Source organism: Zymomonas mobilis subsp. pomaceae ATCC 29192 (assembly GCF_000218875.1).
In the GTDB taxonomy this organism is placed as follows: Bacteria; Pseudomonadota; Alphaproteobacteria; order Sphingomonadales; family Sphingomonadaceae; genus Zymomonas; species Zymomonas pomaceae.
In genome coordinates, this window is the sequence record NC_015709.1 from 16964 (window position 1) to 35988 (window position 19025).

The 19025-nt window shown below is 45.4% G+C and carries 16 protein-coding genes; 3 read left to right on the forward strand and 13 right to left on the reverse strand.

Annotated elements, in window-relative coordinates; all coding sequences use genetic code 11:
• Positions 1-87: 87 nt before the first annotated feature.
• The 9 genes from ZYMOP_RS00075 to ZYMOP_RS00115 form a co-directional block, all read right to left on the reverse strand.
• A complete protein-coding gene (locus ZYMOP_RS00075) occupies positions 88-2856 on the reverse strand; it encodes a mechanosensitive ion channel family protein (RefSeq protein ID WP_041581608.1) in 2769 nt (922 codons plus the stop codon).
• Between the two features lie 292 nt (positions 2857-3148).
• The gene (locus ZYMOP_RS00080; protein WP_013933320.1) at positions 3149-3925 is read right to left on the reverse strand and encodes an NAD kinase; all 777 of its coding nucleotides are present in this window, start codon (positions 3923-3925) and stop codon (positions 3149-3151) included.
• A gap of 63 nt (positions 3926-3988) precedes the next feature.
• Positions 3989-4795 (reverse strand): TrmH family RNA methyltransferase, encoded by an 807-nt coding sequence (locus tag ZYMOP_RS00085; protein WP_013933321.1) that lies wholly within the window; start codon positions 4793-4795, stop codon positions 3989-3991.
• Positions 4796-4817: 22 nt separating this feature from the next.
• The gene (locus ZYMOP_RS00090; protein WP_013933322.1) at positions 4818-5090 is read right to left on the reverse strand and encodes an HPr family phosphocarrier protein; all 273 of its coding nucleotides are present in this window, start codon (positions 5088-5090) and stop codon (positions 4818-4820) included.
• A complete protein-coding gene (locus tag ZYMOP_RS00095) occupies positions 5087-5491 on the reverse strand; it encodes a PTS sugar transporter subunit IIA (RefSeq protein ID WP_013933323.1) in 405 nt (134 codons plus the stop codon). The genes ZYMOP_RS00090 and ZYMOP_RS00095 overlap by 4 nt, the downstream gene beginning before the upstream one ends.
• Before the next feature lie 7 nt (positions 5492-5498).
• Positions 5499-6491 carry an RNase adapter RapZ gene (gene rapZ, locus ZYMOP_RS00100; RefSeq protein WP_013933324.1) on the reverse strand — a complete coding sequence of 331 codons (993 nt, stop codon included), beginning with the start codon at positions 6489-6491 and terminating at the stop codon, positions 5499-5501.
• A gap of 22 nt (positions 6492-6513) precedes the next feature.
• The gene (locus ZYMOP_RS00105) at positions 6514-7038 is read right to left on the reverse strand and encodes an HPr kinase/phosphorylase (protein WP_013933325.1); all 525 of its coding nucleotides are present in this window, start codon (positions 7036-7038) and stop codon (positions 6514-6516) included.
• Between the two features lie 77 nt (positions 7039-7115).
• The gene (locus tag ZYMOP_RS00110; RefSeq protein WP_013933326.1) at positions 7116-8747 is read right to left on the reverse strand and encodes a sensor histidine kinase; all 1632 of its coding nucleotides are present in this window, start codon (positions 8745-8747) and stop codon (positions 7116-7118) included.
• Positions 8716-9432 (reverse strand): response regulator transcription factor, encoded by a 717-nt coding sequence (locus tag ZYMOP_RS00115; RefSeq protein ID WP_013933327.1) that lies wholly within the window; start codon positions 9430-9432, stop codon positions 8716-8718. The genes ZYMOP_RS00110 and ZYMOP_RS00115 overlap by 32 nt, the downstream gene beginning before the upstream one ends.
• Before the next feature lie 279 nt (positions 9433-9711).
• Between ZYMOP_RS00115 and guaB the strand changes: the two genes are divergently transcribed.
• From guaB to ZYMOP_RS00130, 3 genes are all read left to right on the forward strand, one after another.
• Positions 9712-11169, forward strand: coding sequence for an IMP dehydrogenase (guaB, locus tag ZYMOP_RS00120; RefSeq protein WP_013933328.1), 1458 nt, complete (start codon positions 9712-9714; stop codon positions 11167-11169).
• A 43-nt stretch (positions 11170-11212) separates the two neighbouring features.
• On the forward strand, positions 11213-12430 hold the full coding sequence (locus ZYMOP_RS00125) for an RsmB/NOP family class I SAM-dependent RNA methyltransferase (RefSeq protein WP_013933329.1): 1218 nt from the start codon (positions 11213-11215) through the stop codon (positions 12428-12430).
• A 164-nt stretch (positions 12431-12594) separates the two neighbouring features.
• Positions 12595-13194, forward strand: coding sequence for a tetratricopeptide repeat protein (locus ZYMOP_RS00130; RefSeq protein WP_013933330.1), 600 nt, complete (start codon positions 12595-12597; stop codon positions 13192-13194).
• A gap of 61 nt (positions 13195-13255) precedes the next feature.
• On the opposite strand, the gene rsmA is transcribed toward ZYMOP_RS00130, so the two are convergent.
• The 4 genes from rsmA to ZYMOP_RS00150 all read right to left on the reverse strand — a co-directional run bounded on the left by rsmA (position 13256) and on the right by ZYMOP_RS00150 (position 19017).
• Positions 13256-14104, reverse strand: coding sequence for a 16S rRNA (adenine(1518)-N(6)/adenine(1519)-N(6))-dimethyltransferase RsmA (gene rsmA, locus ZYMOP_RS00135; protein ID WP_013933331.1), 849 nt, complete (start codon positions 14102-14104; stop codon positions 13256-13258).
• 11 nt (positions 14105-14115) lie between these two features.
• Positions 14116-15120, reverse strand: a complete 1005-nt coding sequence (gene pdxA / locus ZYMOP_RS00140; protein WP_013933332.1) for a 4-hydroxythreonine-4-phosphate dehydrogenase PdxA — start codon at positions 15118-15120, stop codon at positions 14116-14118.
• A gap of 41 nt (positions 15121-15161) precedes the next feature.
• A complete protein-coding gene (locus ZYMOP_RS00145; RefSeq protein ID WP_013933333.1) occupies positions 15162-16553 on the reverse strand; it encodes a peptidylprolyl isomerase in 1392 nt (463 codons plus the stop codon).
• A 124-nt stretch (positions 16554-16677) separates the two neighbouring features.
• Positions 16678-19017, reverse strand: a complete 2340-nt coding sequence (locus tag ZYMOP_RS00150) for an LPS-assembly protein LptD (protein WP_013933334.1) — start codon at positions 19015-19017, stop codon at positions 16678-16680.
• Between the last annotated feature and the right edge of the window lie 8 nt (positions 19018-19025).

The following is a 19025-nucleotide window of genomic DNA, read 5'->3' on the forward strand; positions in this document are numbered from 1 at the left end:
TAAATTAAGGCAGGCGCTAGAAAGTCTGCCTTATTTTTTAGGCTTATCAATAGCCTAGCGTGAAGGCTTCATACCTTCTCTTTGAAATTACGCCTTGCTCTCATCCTCTTCCCCATCCGGTTGAGGCTTTAATTTTTCGGCTTCTTTTGCGGCATCATTCTTCTTCAAAGAGATGTTTTTTTCTTTTTTTATGCCTTTATCGGGGGCGGCCTGTACGCCATCCTCGTTACCAGAAGAAGCATTGTCCCCTTCTTCAGCCTGCTGCATAGAGGTCGGCACATCAGGTTGATCATTAATCCAATGCAGGGGTGATCCCGGCGGGGTCGTATAATAAGAGGTACCCGTGTAAAATTTCACCTGTGCTTTAGCCATACGATTGGCAAGACGACGATAAAATTCTCGCTGAATTTTCCACTTCATCATCGCTGCCGTGCGGATGGTGCCCACCAAAATAGCACCACTACCATCTGTATTATCGACACCAAGATCATTGTATCCTGAATAGATAATATCTTTAAAATTATCTTCCTTTCGCATTTCATCAATGGTTTGTTGCATGATTTTGACAACACGAGAGGAATCTTCGGATAAATCCAAGGTCTGACGAATAATAATTTGGTTAAAATCGCGGCCTGTATTGGCAATAGAGGTCACGGATGAAAAGGGTATAATATGCAGATCACCGTTGATAGCACGGACCCGCAAAGTACGGATAGAAAGATGCTCAACCGTCCCTGAAACACCGCCTGTTGTAACCCAATCACCCACCTGAATGGCATCTTCAACCAACATAAAAAAGCCGGTAATAAAATCTTTAACCAAGCTTTGAGAACCAAAAGCAATCGCGGCACCCATGATACCGGCACCCGTCAGTAAAGGGGCGACATTAATACCAATCTGAGATAAAGTGGTAACCGCTACGATAATAACAATAAATACTAACAAAACTGTGCGAATAATCGGCAAAACCGTACGCAAACGTGTCGCACGACTAAATTGGTTGGTTTCATGGAAACGATCGATCTGACGATTCAATAAAGCGTTAACAAATTCCCATAAAGCAGCCGCAATCGTAATAGCTATCAACATGCTAAAGGCTAACCCTGTCAGGCGCGCCCCTATACTTGATTTAAACAAAAAGCGGATAGTGGGAATGCCCCAACTTTGAGTAAGGGCGACCAGAGAAACAAAAGTAATAATAACAGTAATAGCGGTATGGACATAAGGATAATAAAAATCGGCACGCTTTTGTAGGCGGGGATAACGATTTTTTGTTTCATCTTTAAGATTGAAAAGATTCTCTTGCGCCCCATAAGCTAGAACCGCAAATAAACGAGAAAAAATTAAGATAGCTATAGTGAGGATACAACTGCGCAGCATCCATTTATAGCCATTATGAAGGCGGGTTGCCCATATCAACCAAAGGGCCATATCAACGAATATAGCCGGTATCCACCATAAACCGACAATCGTGCTGACAAAGCCCCAGAAAACACTGCCTCGCATTTTTTCAGGCGGTTGAAGGGCACGACCAACAATATGACGAATACGCCATATAAAGGCAGCTAAAAGTAAATGCTCAATTAAAATAACGGCAAGGACAATCGCCTCTATACCACGGCGTGCGAGATGAAATTCACTCCCCATGGAAGTAATAAAAATAATAACCGCGGGGGAAAATACTAAAATATTAGCCCAACGAATAACTAATTTTGCAGTATAATCAGAAGCTGGAAATATCCGGATGGGAGGCGATGCCGGCGCAAAGGTTGATTCCAGAATAATATAAACAATACGGGATACAGAGTAGGCATTCGCCAGCGTCAGGGTTAGGGCTTCTGCCTGCCGACTAGGAGAGAATAAAGCAGAAGCAATATAGCTAAATCCTACCAATAGAGCGACTGGTAATAATTTTATCATCATATGATAAAAGGTAAAAGGCACGCGAATGATGAAGGCCATCACCTCATGCTGTCGCCGATGATCTTCTTCTCGGGTTTTTATATCTTTTGGATCGGGATCATCCGAGTCAATATTATCCTCAGATACCGGATTTATGCCTTGGCTAGTATCGTCGCTGTCGTTATGGGCAAGATGCCGAAAGTTCCACTGCGTTTCATAGGACTGTGCCCGCGATTTAATCGTCCGCAGCAAACCTCTTGTAAGAAAAGCTGTGGCATATTCTAGCGCTAATCCCAGTAAAAAGATAAAGGTCCCGTAAACGACAGCGTTAACCAAAATTTTATGGGTAACGGGGTTACTCATTTCTACCCGGAACCAACGGGCGACAAAACCCATATCCTTAAATAAGGATGCAAAATTGCTGCTATACCGGACGATATAGCGAGAAACGACATTCAGGTCATCGCCAACATCTTTGTTAATAATAATAGCGGGTTCATTATTATCGACGGCTTCTTCAGCAGAAGACGTTTTTGATGGGGCTACGGGAGCAGCGGCAGGCTTTTCAACTGTTTGAGTACTATTATTTTCGATATTATTTTCAGTAACGCTATCATTAGTAACGCTGTTATCGGCTTCGACCGTATTATCTAAATCAGATGTTTCTGATGGATGATGCGTCTTATCGTGATCGGAAGGCAGCGCCTTGGTCATTAAAGAGAGGGTATGCGCAAACGCTTCTCTTTTCTTTGGATTTTCTAATGTTTGTAATAATCTTTGTGCTTCAGATTTTGATAAACTGGCCTGATCACTGGGCGCAGCGGGGGGATTATCATTATTATCCGCAGCAATAGCTTGCGCTGTTATTGTGTTGATAAACAAAAGCAGAAAAAATAGAAAAAGAGATATAGAACGTATTTTTTGAAAATAACTATTATCAGGCAATATTTTCATACGATTATACACGCTTTACATTCTCTTTTTATAAAGGATAAAATCATAAGAATTCATATTAAATCTTAGATAAAAAATATGAATTCTTACCCTGAAATAATTTTTTTGCTCGTCAATCAATCCAACTTGACGATTTAATATTTCAGCCTCAAGGAAAAACAGCAAGCAAATTATTCTAAAATACGCTTCGAATATCGAATATAAACTAAAAATAATAGTGCATTTATAGCCTTTATCTAAGGCTAAACTGTTCCTTCTTTATAAGCCGATATAACATAAACAAGATATTCGATTAACATAACCGGAATTGTTCTCGTGCTATCCGATCATCCAAGGCATGATTGGGATCAAATAGCAAATTAAGCGGCGTAGTTCGGTCTAAAGTAATGGTAACATCAGAAATATCACGCATTTCCCGTTGATCGGCCACGGCGCTCATAGGTCTTTTATTCGGATCAATGACCCGCATATCAATAATAGAACATTCAGGAATAATAGCGCCTCGCCAACGACGCGGGCGAAATGGGCTGATCGGGGTAAGCGCCAACATACCAGAATCCAAGGGAAGAATAGGGCCATCTGCTGATAAATTATAGGCGGTGGAACCTGCAGGCGTTGCCACTAAAATACCATCAGCGACCAGTTGTGGTAGAACAACACGCCCATCAATACTGATTTCCAAATGGGCCGTCTGGCGCGTTTCGCGTAACAGCGACACTTCATTGATCGCCCGATAGATTTTTTCTTCTCCTGAAACAGAAGTGCTTTCCATCCTTAAAGGATAGATTGTAAAACGCCTTGCCCGAAGAATCCGTAAAAGAAGATTAGGCGTTCTCCATTCATTCATCAAAAAGCCCACCGTGCCCAAATTCATACCAAAAACAGGAATATTGAGACGATGATCTAACAAATGATGAAGCGTTTGGAGCATAAAGCCATCACCCCCAAGGGCAACGATAACATCTGCTTCTTCCAAGCTTCCCCAAGAATAGAGTTTTCGTAATTCAGCCGCTGCTACCTGGGCCTGCTCTGTCGGAGACGCGATTAACGCCAATACATTATATTTCATAACCGGTATCTTTTTGAAATAACAAAGAGGAGGAGCGCAAAAGGATGCTCTTAAATGAGTAACTTAACCACTTTTCCGTTGCTGATTTAAAACTTCATAGGCCATAATCGCGCCTGCAACAGCAACGTTAAGGCTATCTGCCCGACCCATCATCGGTATTTTTACCAAATGATCGCACGCATCTTCATAGGTTGCAGGAAGACCCTGTGCTTCATTCCCAACCAAAACAAAGCTAGGCGTTCTATAAATCGGTTGCTGATAATCTTGGGAAGCTCTTAAGCTGGCCCCGATCAATTCCCCCTTATCCTGCTTCAGCCATAGGATAAAATCTTCCCAGCGCGCTGTTACTATTTTTTGGGTAAAGAGTGCCCCCATAGTAGCGCGGACGGCTTCTACTGAAAAAGGATCAACACAATCATCAATCAAGATAAGGCCCCCTGCACCGACGGCATCACCCGTACGGAGTAGAGTGCCAAGATTACCGGGGTCTCTTAAAGATTGGGCGACCAACCAGATAGGCGCTTGATGACGATCAATATCGGATAAAGATTGTGTAAAGGCTTCAAATACACCGATAACCGTTTGGGGATTATCTTTGCCGGATAATTTATGAAGAATATCACGACTGGTTTCTATAGCTTCCCCGCCCGTTTCCTCAACTGCCTCAATCAAGGTTTTTACTAAGGGATGAGGGGCACTATCAGCCGCAAAGAAGATATAGACCGGAATATAGCCCGCTTCCCGTGCTTCTGTTAAAATACGCAATCCTTCAGCTAAAAACAGTCCTTCTTCACGGCGATGCTTCTTATCGCGTAAAGCGCGGATGCGTTTAATAAGGGGATTAGAAAAGGCTGTAATCGATCTTGGCATGAAAAAACCAGATTATCCTTGTTTATTCTTCACCGAATTTTTGTTCAACTAAATCAGCTAATGCGCTGGCCGCCCGTTCTGCACCTACACCTGAAGCATGAATAGTGACATAATCGCCAATAGCGGCCCCTAACATCATTAATCCCATAATCGAGGTGCCGATCACTTTTGAGCCATCTTTTTCGACTTCGATAGTGGCTGACTGGGCAGAAGCTAAAGCAACGAAACGGGCACTGGCACGGGCATGAAGACCGCGTTTATTAGAAATTTTTACTTTACGTGTAACGGAGGTCATAATGATTCGCCTAATATTTCTGATGCAACTGAAATATACTTACGTCCTGCTTCACGGGCAGCCGCAACAGCGGCCTGAACATCTTGTTGCCTGCGTGCCCGTTCCAGCCGGATTAGCATTGGCAGATTGATTCCCGCAATGACTTCTACCTTGCCGGGCTGCATAAGGGAAATAGCCAGATTAGAAGGCGTGCCGCCAAACAAATCCGTTAATAAAATAACCCCGTCCCCTGTTTCTACCTCCGAAATGGCTTGTGCTATATCAGCACGCCTGATTTCCATATCATCGTCAGGGCCGATGCAGATAGCGACTATCCCCTCTTGCTTCCCGACGACATGTTCCATAGCCGTGACGAATTCCGCCGCTAGCCCCCCATGGGTTACTAATACTAATCCAATCATTCAGTGCTCATCCGCCTTGATATTCCTTTCCGCCTCTAAACGCCTCGGGTTGTGATTCGAGTAGAGGTAATTTTAAATCACGATGGGTAATAGTGAGAGAAAAATGCGCTTGACGCAACTTTGCAGCCATCCATTCTGCCGCATAGACAGAACGATGCCGTCCTCCCGTGCAGGCAAAAGCAATAATAATATAGCTCTTACCTGTTGTTATATAGCGCGGCAGTAAAAAAAGAAGAAGATCTTCAATTTTACTTAAAGCCGACGCACAGGCCGGATCTTGCTCGATATACTGGGCTACTTCCGCATCCAACCCTGTCAGAGGCCGTAATTTTTTGTCCCAATAAGGGTTCTGTAAAAAACGCATATCAAAGAGCAAATCGCAGTTACGCGGGATGCCGCGTGAAAAACCAAAGGATAAAATAGATACATTGGGCGCCAAGCTATTTTTTGCCCCAAAACGTTGTCTTATTTCTAATTGCAGGCTGTGGCTGCTGGTTGTGGTAGTATCAATTAAAAACTCGGCGGCTTCTCGAAGCGGGGCTAAAAATTCACGTTCCTGTGCGATTCCATCTTCCATAGGTCGATCAAGCGCCAAAGGATGGCGTCGTCTTGTGGTGTCAAAACGACGCATCAATTCGCTATCCGAACAATCCAGAAACAGAATATCAATAGGTTGGGCGTGGTGTTTTCGTAACTGCACTATGTCCTTTAGAAAAGCTTTCGCATCAAAACCGCGGGTGCGACTATCTATGCCTAAGGCTAAAGGCCGCCCTTCATAGGGGGTAACAGAGGAGGCAGAGGAGGGCGGTGTTAAAATAAGACGCTCTAATAAAGAGAGCGGCAAATTATCGACTGTTTCCCACCCCATATCTTCAAAAGTACGGAGTGTAGTGGATTTACCCGCACCCGATAGACCAGACACTAAAATAATACGTTTGGGCGGTGGGGCTGATGAGGCATCAAGCGGAGGGATTATTTCAGATGAATTATTCTGGGCCATGCTTGAAATATCCTCTTTCTTGTCAATTCTCTAACAGAATATCGCCAAGTAAACAGTCAATTTTGATTTCAATTTTTAAAGGTGCAGAATTTTCAAAAGCATTAAGTCTTATTTGAGGAATCCGAATATCCCCTATCACGCTATGGCTATCCTTTTCAGGCATTCTTTTCGGTTGTTGATCCAAAATTGCTAATAAGGCTATTTTTGCCGTGGTAATATAAGGGATAGTTATAATGCCTAGCCCCCTTACTTCCAATAAATGCGCGATAGAAGGGGGCGCTTTTGCCAATAAACTTTTTGTATCAGAAGTATAAATAGGCTCAATTAAGGTATAATCATCGCTGACCAAGCTAGCGCCCCGATCAAGGAGGCGTAAAGCGAGATCAGATTTTCCACTTCCTGATCGACCTATTAAAAGAACCGCCAGATTTTTAATAGCCACCGTTGTGGCATGTATCACCAACGGCTTTTTATACGAAAAAAAGGTCTCTTCATCTTCAGCAGTAAAAGAGAAAAAATCATCAGAAGGTATAAAAGACCTGCTCATAGCTTTTTATAGCCTAGTTCTTTTTCTCTGCGAATATCAAAAAGCTATGAGCGACCGCTATTATCTGATTCCAATATTTAAGATCTAGAAGAAGGCATAGTCGGAATAATGGGGGCAGCGGGGAGATGAATAATAAATTTTGCCCCTTTCTGACCATTCGCACGATTCTCGACTTCGATAGTGCCATGGTGGGCTTCAACCGTTGCCTTAGCAATGGCCAAGCCTAGGCCGCTATGCCGTCCGAAAGCTTCTTGACTAGGGCGGACAGAGTGGAAGCGGCGAAAAATTTCTTCTCTTGCCTCTTTTGCTACACCGGGCCCTTCATCCTCTACCCAAATAACGACATCATCGCCATCACGTGTAGCGGCAATAGTGACCAAGCCATCAGGGGGAGAAAAAGAAATCGCATTATCGATCAGATTTTCAAAAACACGGGTCAAACGGGCACCATCGCCCAAGACAACGGCAATACCTGACTGCGGTCGAGCAAAAGCAATTCTGACATCGGACGCATCGGGTCGTCTTTGACAATGTTCAGTAATGCCTTGAATAAGGGGACCAAGGTCAATCACCTCAAAACTTGAACGCGCCATTTCGGCATCGACACGGGAAGCTTCCGAAATATCGGTAATCAGCCGATCAAGCCGTTGAATATCATCCCGTAAGACGTTGATAAGCTGACGCCTTAGATGATCTTCCTTAATGATTTCAAGGCTATCAACCGCAGAACGCAACGAAGCTAGAGGATTTTTCAATTCATGTGTTACATCAGCAGCAAAGGCTTCAGTGGCATCAATACGCTGTTGAAGCGCTGTATTCATGTCCGAAAGCGCTCTTGCCAAAAGGCCGATTTCATCCCTTCTAGCCGGAAGCCGCGGGACTTTCACTTCCCGTTCTCGTCCTAATCGAACCCGAACAGCAGCCTTCGCTAAACTCTTAAGAGGGTGAACAATTGTGCGGGCTAAAAACAGGGAAAGTCCTAAGGAAACTGAGGTGACCACCAATAAAACGATCATCGCCCAAAAACGCTGTCTCCGCACTTTATGTGTAATATAGCGTGGATTATCCGTCGTAAATAACGTCGCACCTTCTTTTCGAAGGGGGGCTGCGATAGAAATCAAGGGTGTCCGATCGGCGGCCCAACGTAATCGGGTAGAAAGTTTATTCTGATCACGGGCTTCCACAGCCTCTGGCCATGCATGCAGCGTATCATGCTGCGGTTCTTCATAATAGGGTAAGGGTTGTGCCCGAACAACCGTATCATTAATCTGATCCATTAAACGGGCTAAACGATGCTGCCACGTATCCTGTGCCGGATCATGAATAACGTAAGTTGGGGTTTGTCCTTTCCAACTATCAGAAATTTGAGCGCCTTTATTATCAAAAATTCTGATACGAAATCCGGTTTGCTGTCCCATTCTTTTAACCAGATCAGGCCAGTCTTCCCTTGGTGAATCGTCCAGATTATCGGCAATAAGTTCGACCATTGCCTTATATTTTCCGGTTTGAAGACCCGTCAAGCGATCCCGATATTGGGCGACATAGAAGAAACTACCGGCAAATATCAGAAGGACAAAGATATTAATGGCCAAAATCCGCGCCGTCAGCGACCAACGCGCTGACCAACCCAGCGCGAGCTCGTTACGTCGCCAATTATGACGGGAAAAACCTGTTTCTTTATTCTTCGGCAAATCGGTAGCCGATGCCATAGAGCGTCTCTATACTTTTGAATTGATTATCTACCTGACGGAATTTACGCCGCAGGCGCTTGATATGACTGTCTATGGTACGATCATCAACATATACATCATCTTGATAAGCGGTATCCATCAACTGATCACGTGATTTTACAAAGCCTGGACGTTGGGCAAGCGCTTCTAAAATAAGAAACTCGGTAACGGTAAGGTTAACATCTTTACCCTCCCATGAAACCCGATGCCTTGCTGGGTCCATAACAAGGCGTCCTCTTGTAATAACCGCATTTTCTCTTGATTGAGAAGCATTATCTGGCGATAATTCACTATGCCGTGCTTCGGTACGCCGTAACAAAGCACGAATACGGGCAATAAGAAGGCGCTGGGAAAAGGGTTTGGCAATATAATCATCTGCGCCCAAAGCCAGCCCCAAGGCTTCATCCAATTCATCATCTTTAGAGGTAAGAAAAATCACCGGAATCATGCTTTTTTCACGTAATCGACGCAAAACTTCCATGCCGTCCATGCTGGGCATCTTGATATCCAAAACAACCAGATCAGGCGGAGCGTCCAACAACGCTTCAAGCGCCATTTTCCCATCCGAATAGACCCTGACCCCAAAACCTTCTGATTGAAGGGTAATGGAAATAGAGGCTAATATATTACGGTCATCATCGACCAAGGCGATTGAAGCAGTCATTTTATCTCTGCTCTACTGCACAAATATTTTGAAATGGCAACCATTATCCGGTAAAAATTTCTTTCTTTGTCGCAGGTTATAACGGTTTTCCTGTTCCTAACTGTGTTGTCTTAGCCGCTGATATAGACAGAAAATGAAGAATAAATCAGGAAAATTGTCTTGGGTGCTAGAAAGCTTGGTCATCACCTTCTATAGGGCTACGAATCTTATTGCCCAATCAGATCCTTATATCTTCTTTCTATAAGGTTTTGAACGGGCCTGATCCGGGGGATTCACATCATGGAAATCAGTCTAGGCCTCACTTTTGACGATGTATTACTTCGTCCGGCAGCCTCTGATGTTCTTCCTAGTCAGGCCGACCTCCGCACAAACCTGACGCGGGAAATTTCACTTAATATCCCCATGTTGTCTTCTGCCATGGATACGGTAACAGAAGCCAAGATGGGTATTGTCATGGCCCAATTAGGCGGCCTTGGCGTTTTACACCGTAATATGACGGTAGAAGAACAGGCTGACGCTGTACGGCAGGTAAAGCGTTTTGAAAGTGGTATGGTTGTTGATCCTATCACTATTACGCCTAACAGTAACTTGCGCGAAGCGCGCGAATTAATGGCACGCTATCATATTTCAGGTATTCCGGTCGTAGAAGCGTCGGGCCGTCTGGCAGGTATTCTTACCAACCGCGATGTCCGTTTTGCCGAACATCCAGAACAATTAGTATCTGAATTGATGACTTGTGAAAATCTGGCAACCGTCAAACCGGGGGTTAGTCAGGATGAAGCGCGCCGTCTGTTACATCAACGCCGTATTGAAAAGCTTTTGGTTGTTGATGACAATTATCATTGTTTAGGCTTGATCACCGTCAAGGATATTGAAAAAGCGGTAGCTTATCCGGCGGCAACCAAGGATAATTCAGGTCGTTTACGTATTGCCGCTGCAACGACGGTTGGTGATTCCGGTTTCGAACGGGCCGAGGCACTGATTGATGCTGGTTGTGATTTGATTGTTATTGATACGGCCCATGGTCACAACATCAATGTGGGTCGTGCTGTAGAACGCCTGAAACGCTTATCCAGTAAAATTCAGGTTGTTGCGGGTAACGTTGCCACCCCTGAAGCCACACGCTTCTTGATTGATTCAGGCGCCGATGCTGTAAAAATCGGTATTGGGCCGGGCTCTATTTGTACCACGCGAGTGGTTGCCGGTGTGGGCGTGCCTCAGTTAAGCGCTGTTATGGAATCAGCGGAAGAAGCCTCTAAATCCAATGTTCCTATTATCGCTGATGGCGGATTAAGAACTTCGGGTGACTTGGCCAAAGCCTTGGCGGCTGGTGCTTCAACGGTAATGGTCGGTTCTTTGTTGGCCGGTACCGAAGAAGCCCCGGGTGAAACTTTCATCTATCAAGGACGCTCTTATAAATCTTACCGTGGCATGGGATCGGTAGGCGCTATGGCGCTGGGTTCAGCTGATCGCTACTTCCAGCAAGACGTCAAAGATCAGATGAAATTAGTGCCGGAAGGTATTGAAGGACAGGTACCTTATAAAGGTGCTGCGGCGGCTGTTATCCATCAATTGACGGGTGGCATTAAGGCTGCAATGGGATATACAGGCTCTGCTACTATTCCTGAATTGCAAAAACGGGGTAAATTTGTCCGTATTACCGGCGCAGGTTTAAGCGAAAGCCATGTTCACGACGTTTCTATCACGCGTGAAGCCCCTAACTACCCGCTTCGCTAAAAGGCTGACGGGACATTAATTTCTTATTTAAGGAGTCTTGGCGGTGATCCCTCAAGCAAGAGTAGAAGCCGCCATCGAACTGCTTGATCAGATAATCAACGCAGCCCGTGATGAAGGATCAGCGGCCGATAGGCTGATTAGCGGTTATTTTAAAACGCGCCGCTATGCGGGTTCCAAAGATCGGGCTGCGGTGAGGGCGCTCGTTTATCGCGCCATCCGTCATATTGGTGACTGTCCTAAAAACGGACGGTCTGCCATGATAAGGCTGGCCAAAGATGATCCTGAACTGGCCGCTTTATTCGATGGGGGTAAACATGCGCCAGCGCCTATCTTACCACAAGAAATCGAGTATGCGGCACAGAAATCCGCAGAAAATCCGTCCTTACTGCCTTTGTGGCTCGCCCAAAAGATGGATGGCTATTTAGATAAGGATGAACAAAACGCTTTATTAGGACGTGCTCCGCTTGATATTCGGTTTAATCCTCATATCACAAATTTAGAAGCCGTCTTAGAAGCCTTTCCAGAAGGTAAACCTATTGAAGGCCTTCCTTATGGGGTCCGCTTGACTGAAGGCACTCAGGTTGAAAAATCACCGCTCTGGCAAAAAGGCGCTGTTGAAGTTCAGGATGCTGGCTCGCAATGGGCGTCCCTGATATGTCAGGCAAAATCAGACATGCGGATTGTTGACCTTTGTGCGGGGGCAGGGGGCAAAACCCTAGCCCTAGCCAGCGATATTCTGGCTGATGGGGGCGATGGGCACGGTTTGATTGCCTGCGATACGGATCGTTCCCGTTTATCGCGCTTACAGCCGCGCTTAAAAAGAGCCGGTATCGAGACGGTAGAACAACGTCTTCTCAATCCCAAAGAAGAAGATCAGGCTTTAGCCGATCTTTTTGAAAAAGAAGATTTGGTCTTGATTGATGCGCCTTGCTCGGGGACAGGCACATGGCGTCGGAATCCTGAAGCAAGATGGCGTCTTAACCCAGAACGTCTAAGCCGTTTAACCGCAATACAGGCTTATCTTCTCGATATGGCGACGAAGCTTGTGCAACCGGGCGGCCATTTGGTCTATGTGGTTTGTTCTTTGCTGAACGAAGAAGGCAATGATCAGATTGCCGCTTTTTTGGATCGCCATTCCGACTGGACAGTCGAAAATATCGCTATTCCTGTTGGAAGTGTTCAGGAAAATGGGCGGCGGCTTACCGTGTTAAAAGATCAAACGGATGGTTTTTTTATCAGTCGGTTAAAATATTCAGGTTAGTTTCATTCATTTTCTTGTCAGATAATCCATCATGCTTCCAGACTAGCATAAAATAGAGCTATTGATTGCGATTATCCAATTTGCAGGTTAAGTCTTTTGGATATGAGCAGATGATTTCCGTCGTGACGAATTCTTATCAGCCTATTTCTTTTCCGGAGAAAATAATGAATTTTTCGCCACTAGCCCTTGTCTTGTCGCTGACATTGGCGTCCGGATCTGCGGTTTCAAATGGAGAAAAACCCGATAATCAGATTAATCCTTATTCGGTTAATTTGATGCTTCATGGCGAAAAACTGCAACAAGAAGGCCATCTAGTTCAGGCGGCACAGATGTTTGAATCGGCATTAGCCGTCGATCCACGGAATAAAAACGCCTTTACGGCTTTGGGAAAGGTCGCTTTTGCCCAAGGATTACCCGGCAAATCTATTCGTTTTTATCGGGAAGCGCTTAATATAGATCCGAATGACCTAACCGCTTTGGAAGCCCAAGGCGAATCTATGGTGGCGCAAGGGGCGGTTGCGCGGGCAAAGCAAAATCTGGAAAAAATTAAGACAATTTGTCAGACGGAATGTCCCGCTTATACTTCTTTATCGGCTGTCATTGCGAAAGGGCCTCCGGCTATTGCGCCCATAAAGTCAGAGAATAGCGCAAATGATACTAATACCCCGCTAAAGACCGCTCCAGCGCCCACTGCGGCGGAAACACCGGCGACGACATCCTCAGAGGAAAAATCACAATCTCCAAAAGCCCCTGAAACGCATTAATTCTTTCTAAGACATCCGAATGAACCGTCCCAAGACGCAATTCATTCGGATGAAATGTTATTCAAGCTGCTTTTGGGGCGCTACTGTCTAAATGACGGGCAATGGCAACAAATTCTTCTACTGATAAGGTTTCTGGCCGACGGCTGGATTCAATCCCTATCGCTTCTAACGCCTCCATGGCTCCTTCAGTATTTTTTAAGCTTTGACGAAGCATTTTCCTGCGCTGATTAAAAGCTGCAGCCGTTACTTTTTCTAAAGTCGCCAGCGATGTCTGTTCCGGTTGCGCTTTTGGGGTAAGATGCACAATAGCAGACGTCACTTTAGGCGGTGGAACAAAAGCCGAGCGATGGACGGTAAAACTCAGTTTTGCCTGACTGCGCCACTGCGCCAAAACAGACAGTCGTCCATAATGTTCACTGCCCACCTTTGCCGTAATGCGTTCTGCGACTTCCTTCTGAAACATCAAGGTTAAAGAACGCCACCAAGGATACCATGTTTTTACCGTCAACCACCGAATAAGTAAGGCCGTGCCCACATTATAAGGCAGATTAGCGACAATATGAATATCCTTGCCTAGAATTTGGGCTTCATCGACCGTCATCGCATCGCCAGAAATTATCTGCAATTTTTCAGGAAAGAGCAGCGATAACTCTTCAAGGGCGGGCAAACAGCGACGATCGCGTTCAACAGCGGTGACATGTGCCCCCACTGATAACAAAGCACGCGTTAGTCCGCCCGGGCCGGGGCCTACTTCATAAACAGACGTATTTTCTAAATCACCCGGAACACGGGCAATTCTATTTAAAAGCTGACTATCCAACAAAAAATTTTGTCCCAGCCGCTTATCAGCTGCCAGCCCATAGCGTGCTATTACCGCACGTAAAGGTTCAAGTTTTTCAGTTTGGGACATTTTGTTTCTACTTATAACGCATGGATTTTTTTATAGGCCTGTCGATGATGGACAGATTCAGCCGCCATCAAAAGGGCTGCAACCATAGCGCCCTCATCGGCTTTGTCTTTCCCTGCCAATGCAAAGGCGGTCCCATGATCGGGAGAGGTTCGAATAATAGGCAGCCCCAACGTTGTATTGACGCCATTATCGAAATTGATAGTTTTAATAGGAATAAGCGCTTGATCATGGGTAGGGCATAATGCTGCATCATAGCCTGCCCGAGCGCGAGGATTAAATAACGTATCGGCGGCAAAAGGCCCTTGAATATCGATGCCTTCTGATTGAAGTTGTTTTACAGCCGGACGAATGATCTCGATTTCTTCACGTCCAATCGCTCCATTTTCACCCGCATGGGGATTTAACCCTGCGATAACCAGACGGGGGGATTGAATACCAAAATTATACCGCAACCCTTCTGCGGTCACGCGTGCACGGCTGATAATTAAATCAAGGGTTAAAGCAGACGGCACATCTTTATAAGGAATATGAATAGTAAGGGGGACTGTCCGCAAGTCCGGCCCCGCTAACATCATAACCGTTTGATCGGGGGCAATACCGCATCGGTCTGCTACAAATTCTGTCTGACCGGGAAAAGTAAAGCCTACTTTATAGAGATGCTCTTTTGAAACAGGTGCGGTAACCAAAGCGGACGCACTCTCATGAAGTGCCATTTTAACGCCGACTTCTAAAGCCGAAAACGTTACTTGGGCTCCGGCCTGATCGGGTTGCCCTAATCTCACCTCTGCTAGAGAAGGAATTTCAAAAAGCGGTAAGGCTTGGTCAAAATAGCGTAAGGCTTCATCGGGATGATGAATAACTTTTACCGGAATATCAGAAGCCGCTTTTAAAGACGCCACACTGCCTACCGCAAAAAAAGGCATTAACTTTTCATTTTCTCGACGACGCCATGCTTTAGCGACAATTTCAGGCCCAATACCCGCAGGGTCTCCCAAAGTTACGACAAGCGGTTTCATATTCTGTTCCAGCCTTACTCTATACGGTCTAATATTAAATTTTAACGATACTCGATAATAGCATCACGCCGTAAATCGCGTAGGTATCGTGTAGCACGTTTTGTAAGGCGTTCCTCTTGCAATCTATTATGAATTTGCTGAAAATTCGGTGCTTTTGCGACCTTGGGATCATCGCGACCACATAATACCAAAACCCGAATACCTTCATTAAGCGAACCGAAAGGCGGCGTTGCTTCACCGATTTGAAGGGTCGTCATCATATGCTGTAAGGCTTCAGGCATCTGGCGAATACTAACTTGATCATTTTCAATGACCTCGCCGCCCACTTTTGCCGCAATATCATTGACAGAACCACAGCCCTTGATCTGTTTGACCGCATCCGCAAAAGCTGTAATTTTAGGCTCGGCGGTTTCCTTGGTCGTGCCGGGTGGAAAATTTACATACAGTTGTTTTAAAGACAAAATAGCGTCCCGAGGATCAACCCCCAGAATTTCACGCTTATCTTCAAGGGCGATAATAGAAAACCCACTAGGCGTTTCCAAGGGTCCCACCGCAGAACCAACCGGCATCTTTTGAACAGCCTGCGCTAACGCATCCGGCAATTGTTCAGCGCGTACCCAGTCCATATCGCCGCCTCTTGCTGCGGTCGAAGCTTCTGAATATTGTCGTGCATAGGCCGAAAAGGCAGCAGCGCCACCTTCCTTTAAAATTTGTTGGGCGATACGCGTGGCATTGGCTTTGACTTCAGCACGATTGGCATCCGTTGCCGATAAGAAAATCTCGACAACATGATATTCTTCTTTACCCTTGGCTGCCTTCAATCGGTTAATAATACCCTGAACTTCTTCGTTGCTGACGTTGATAAAAGGCTCAATCCGCCGTCCCATTAAACGTCGCCAGGCTAATTCTCCCTCGATCTGACGCTTCAGCGCTTTTTCTGAAGCCCCAATATTATGGAGATATTCAGAAAATCCTTCCGGGGTTTTTTTCAGATTTCGAGCAAAATGCTCATATGTCTGATTAATTTCAGCGGGCGTAACAATAATATCGTTCGCTTTAGCTTCTTGAACCTGAAGTGTTTCATCAATTAGATTGCGTAAAATCTGTAATCGAAGCTGACTCCGTTCTTCTTCCGGGATCTGGCCGCCACTTCCGGCCGCGGCCAAGGCAAAGCTCTGATCAATATCCGTATTAGTAATAATGGTACCGTTTACAATGGCGGTTGCCTTGTGAACATTGGGATCACTTTTACTAAAAATAGTCAGATCATGGGGTAATTTAAGATCCGCTGCATCGGGGTCTGCCAATAACAAAGCCGGGGTTAAAGCTACAGTCGCAGCTAGAACCGTTACAATCTGTTTTATCCGTTTTTTAGAAACGGCGCCTATTTTTTGCGGCAAACGCAATCTTGTATCCTCGATAAAGTCTGACATCACCCTCTTTATATCCGAAAAGGGCTTTATTTTTAAAACGGAAAAAATAGCTTTTATCACTAAATAATGATTATCTATATTGGCTGTTACGCCTTACATTTAAAGGATAGGATACCTTTTTTAGCTAGTTATTATCAGTGCCATAAAGGGAAAAACGTAGCATAAAACTATTACCACGACGGGAATCGCCAACCGTTGAATAGTCACGACGCCATGTAAGACCCAATTGCAGGCAATTATCATCATATTGTATTCCAATACGTTGCCTGACAGGTTGGAAACCATTGGAAATAACCCCAGAATCTGCAATGTCGATCTGCTTTTGATTGGCAATCTGGTCTTTCTTCGTTGTCATATCGATAGTACCAGAACCGAAAATAGACCAGTAATGGGCAATCTGGATACGACCACCTAAACGTAATTCGCGGTAATTACCCAAATCCGGTTCAATCGCGGTATCAATATCGCGACTTAACTGAAGATAACCGACCATAAGGTAAGTGCGCTTTGAACCGATCGTCAAATCGAGTTCCTGACGGCGAATCGCTAACGTTTTCCGATCCAGCCGGAAGCGTTCGGTAAGCTTGAGGAAAGAGCCATAACGTACCGACATGCGGCCAACAAAGTCAGAAAAGCGTCGGTTGAAACCTGTTCCTTGCGGGAAAATTTCATCTTCTCTGACCAACCGCACACTTTGACCAAGATTACCATAAACCGAGATCATAGGCCGTTCCATTGTGTATTCGGCGCCATAGGTTACGCGCGTTCCGTCTTCAAAACGATCATATCCCGGGAAACGATTGATAGAGAAAAGATTAATATCCTGAAGATCAAGTGCACGGGAATCTTCATCGGGAATAGCCAGATTCCGTACATGGGGCGAGGTTACCACCTGCACACGTGGCGTAATAACTTGTGTTCCACCGAAGGCTTCCCCTGCAAAAGGCCAACTGGCATCTACGGCACCGGCAACAATACCGCGTTGTTGCCATCCGCCGGTGCCCTGATAGAGTTCGGGGGTCAAATTATTGTAATTGCTGTGATAAAGATCACCACGCAGTAAAGCGGTGTAGGTTATCTGTTGACCCAACGGAGTGTATTTTCTTAAATCCCATTCGGCGCTTACAAAAGCCCGTTGGGTATCTTGTCCGTCTGTACGGCTTAGAGCGAGGGTATTGGCCTGAAGCGAGACGACACCTCCCAACCACGGATCAGCTATTCTTTTCCGCCAATCAACAAGCGGTAAAGCCATCGGCTGGGTACCAAAGTGATCGGTTGGACGTAATCCCTGAATGATCCACCCCGAGACTGAAAAATAACTTTTATCCGTAATCCGTTCCAGATTAAGCGTTGATCGTAAGCGATCATCCCATGCAAAATCATAGCGGCGCAAGAAAGTTTTATCCGTCGTTACTCGGATGGATCCGGTCAAACTCCATTTGGGGTCGAATTGAAATTTACCATTTGCATTAATATAACCACGCATCTTAGCATGGGCATCCGAGCTAATCAGCGAACTATTAGCAGAATTCTGTTCTTCAGCCGGCAGCGGCGTGCTGCGGGTCAACATGCCTTCGACCTGAAAAAAGCCCTTTCCAAATAATTGGCGATAATGAGCGCCAATTCCCGGCAATACTTTTGAATAAATATAAGGGGTAAGGGTTAAATCCTTATTGGCGGCCAACTTGAAATAATAAGGTGCCGACAATTCGAAACCGTTGATTTTCGATTCTTGAATATGCGGTAATAATAAACCGGAACTACTTTTGGATCTGTTGTCAGGATAAGAAAAACTGGGTAAGCGTACGAGGGTACGACCCAAAACATCTAACTGAGGCGACTTGAAAGTGACCCTTTCCCGTGTAGGGTCGCGGACAATACGAACTGCAGAAATACGCCATATCGGCGTTTTAGGACATCCTTCGTCATTGATAACCCGACACGGGGTATAAGCGGCCATATCAAAGGTTGTAACATCGTTAACATGCGAGGCTTTTTGCGCAGCTACTCGGCTACCATCTTGTAAGACCATAAGCATATTCTGAATAACGCCATCTTTTAAATGCGGGTCTAAATCGGCCTGATCACTATAAGAAATGGCCCCATCTTCGTTAATAATAACGACATGACCGATGGCATGGACCTTATCGGCTTTTCTGTCCCATTGCAGTTGATCGGCACTAAGACGGGTATTATTTTGATTAGCGTGTACCTTGCCACTTACCGTTACAATATCATTATCACGGTCATAGGTCATTTTATCCGCCTCAAAGGCGATAGGATCATTGTATTTACCCGATTGGGGCGGTGAAACACTTTCAAGATCAGCGGCGCTTTTATCCGTTGCGAGTGATGGAGACGCAGCAGAGGACAGCGTGCCTGTTTCAGCCACAGCCGGTGCTAGAAAAATACTAGACAGAATCAGCGGCATGGCCGTGAGCATGTCGGTTCTGAAATACCTCACATTTCTCC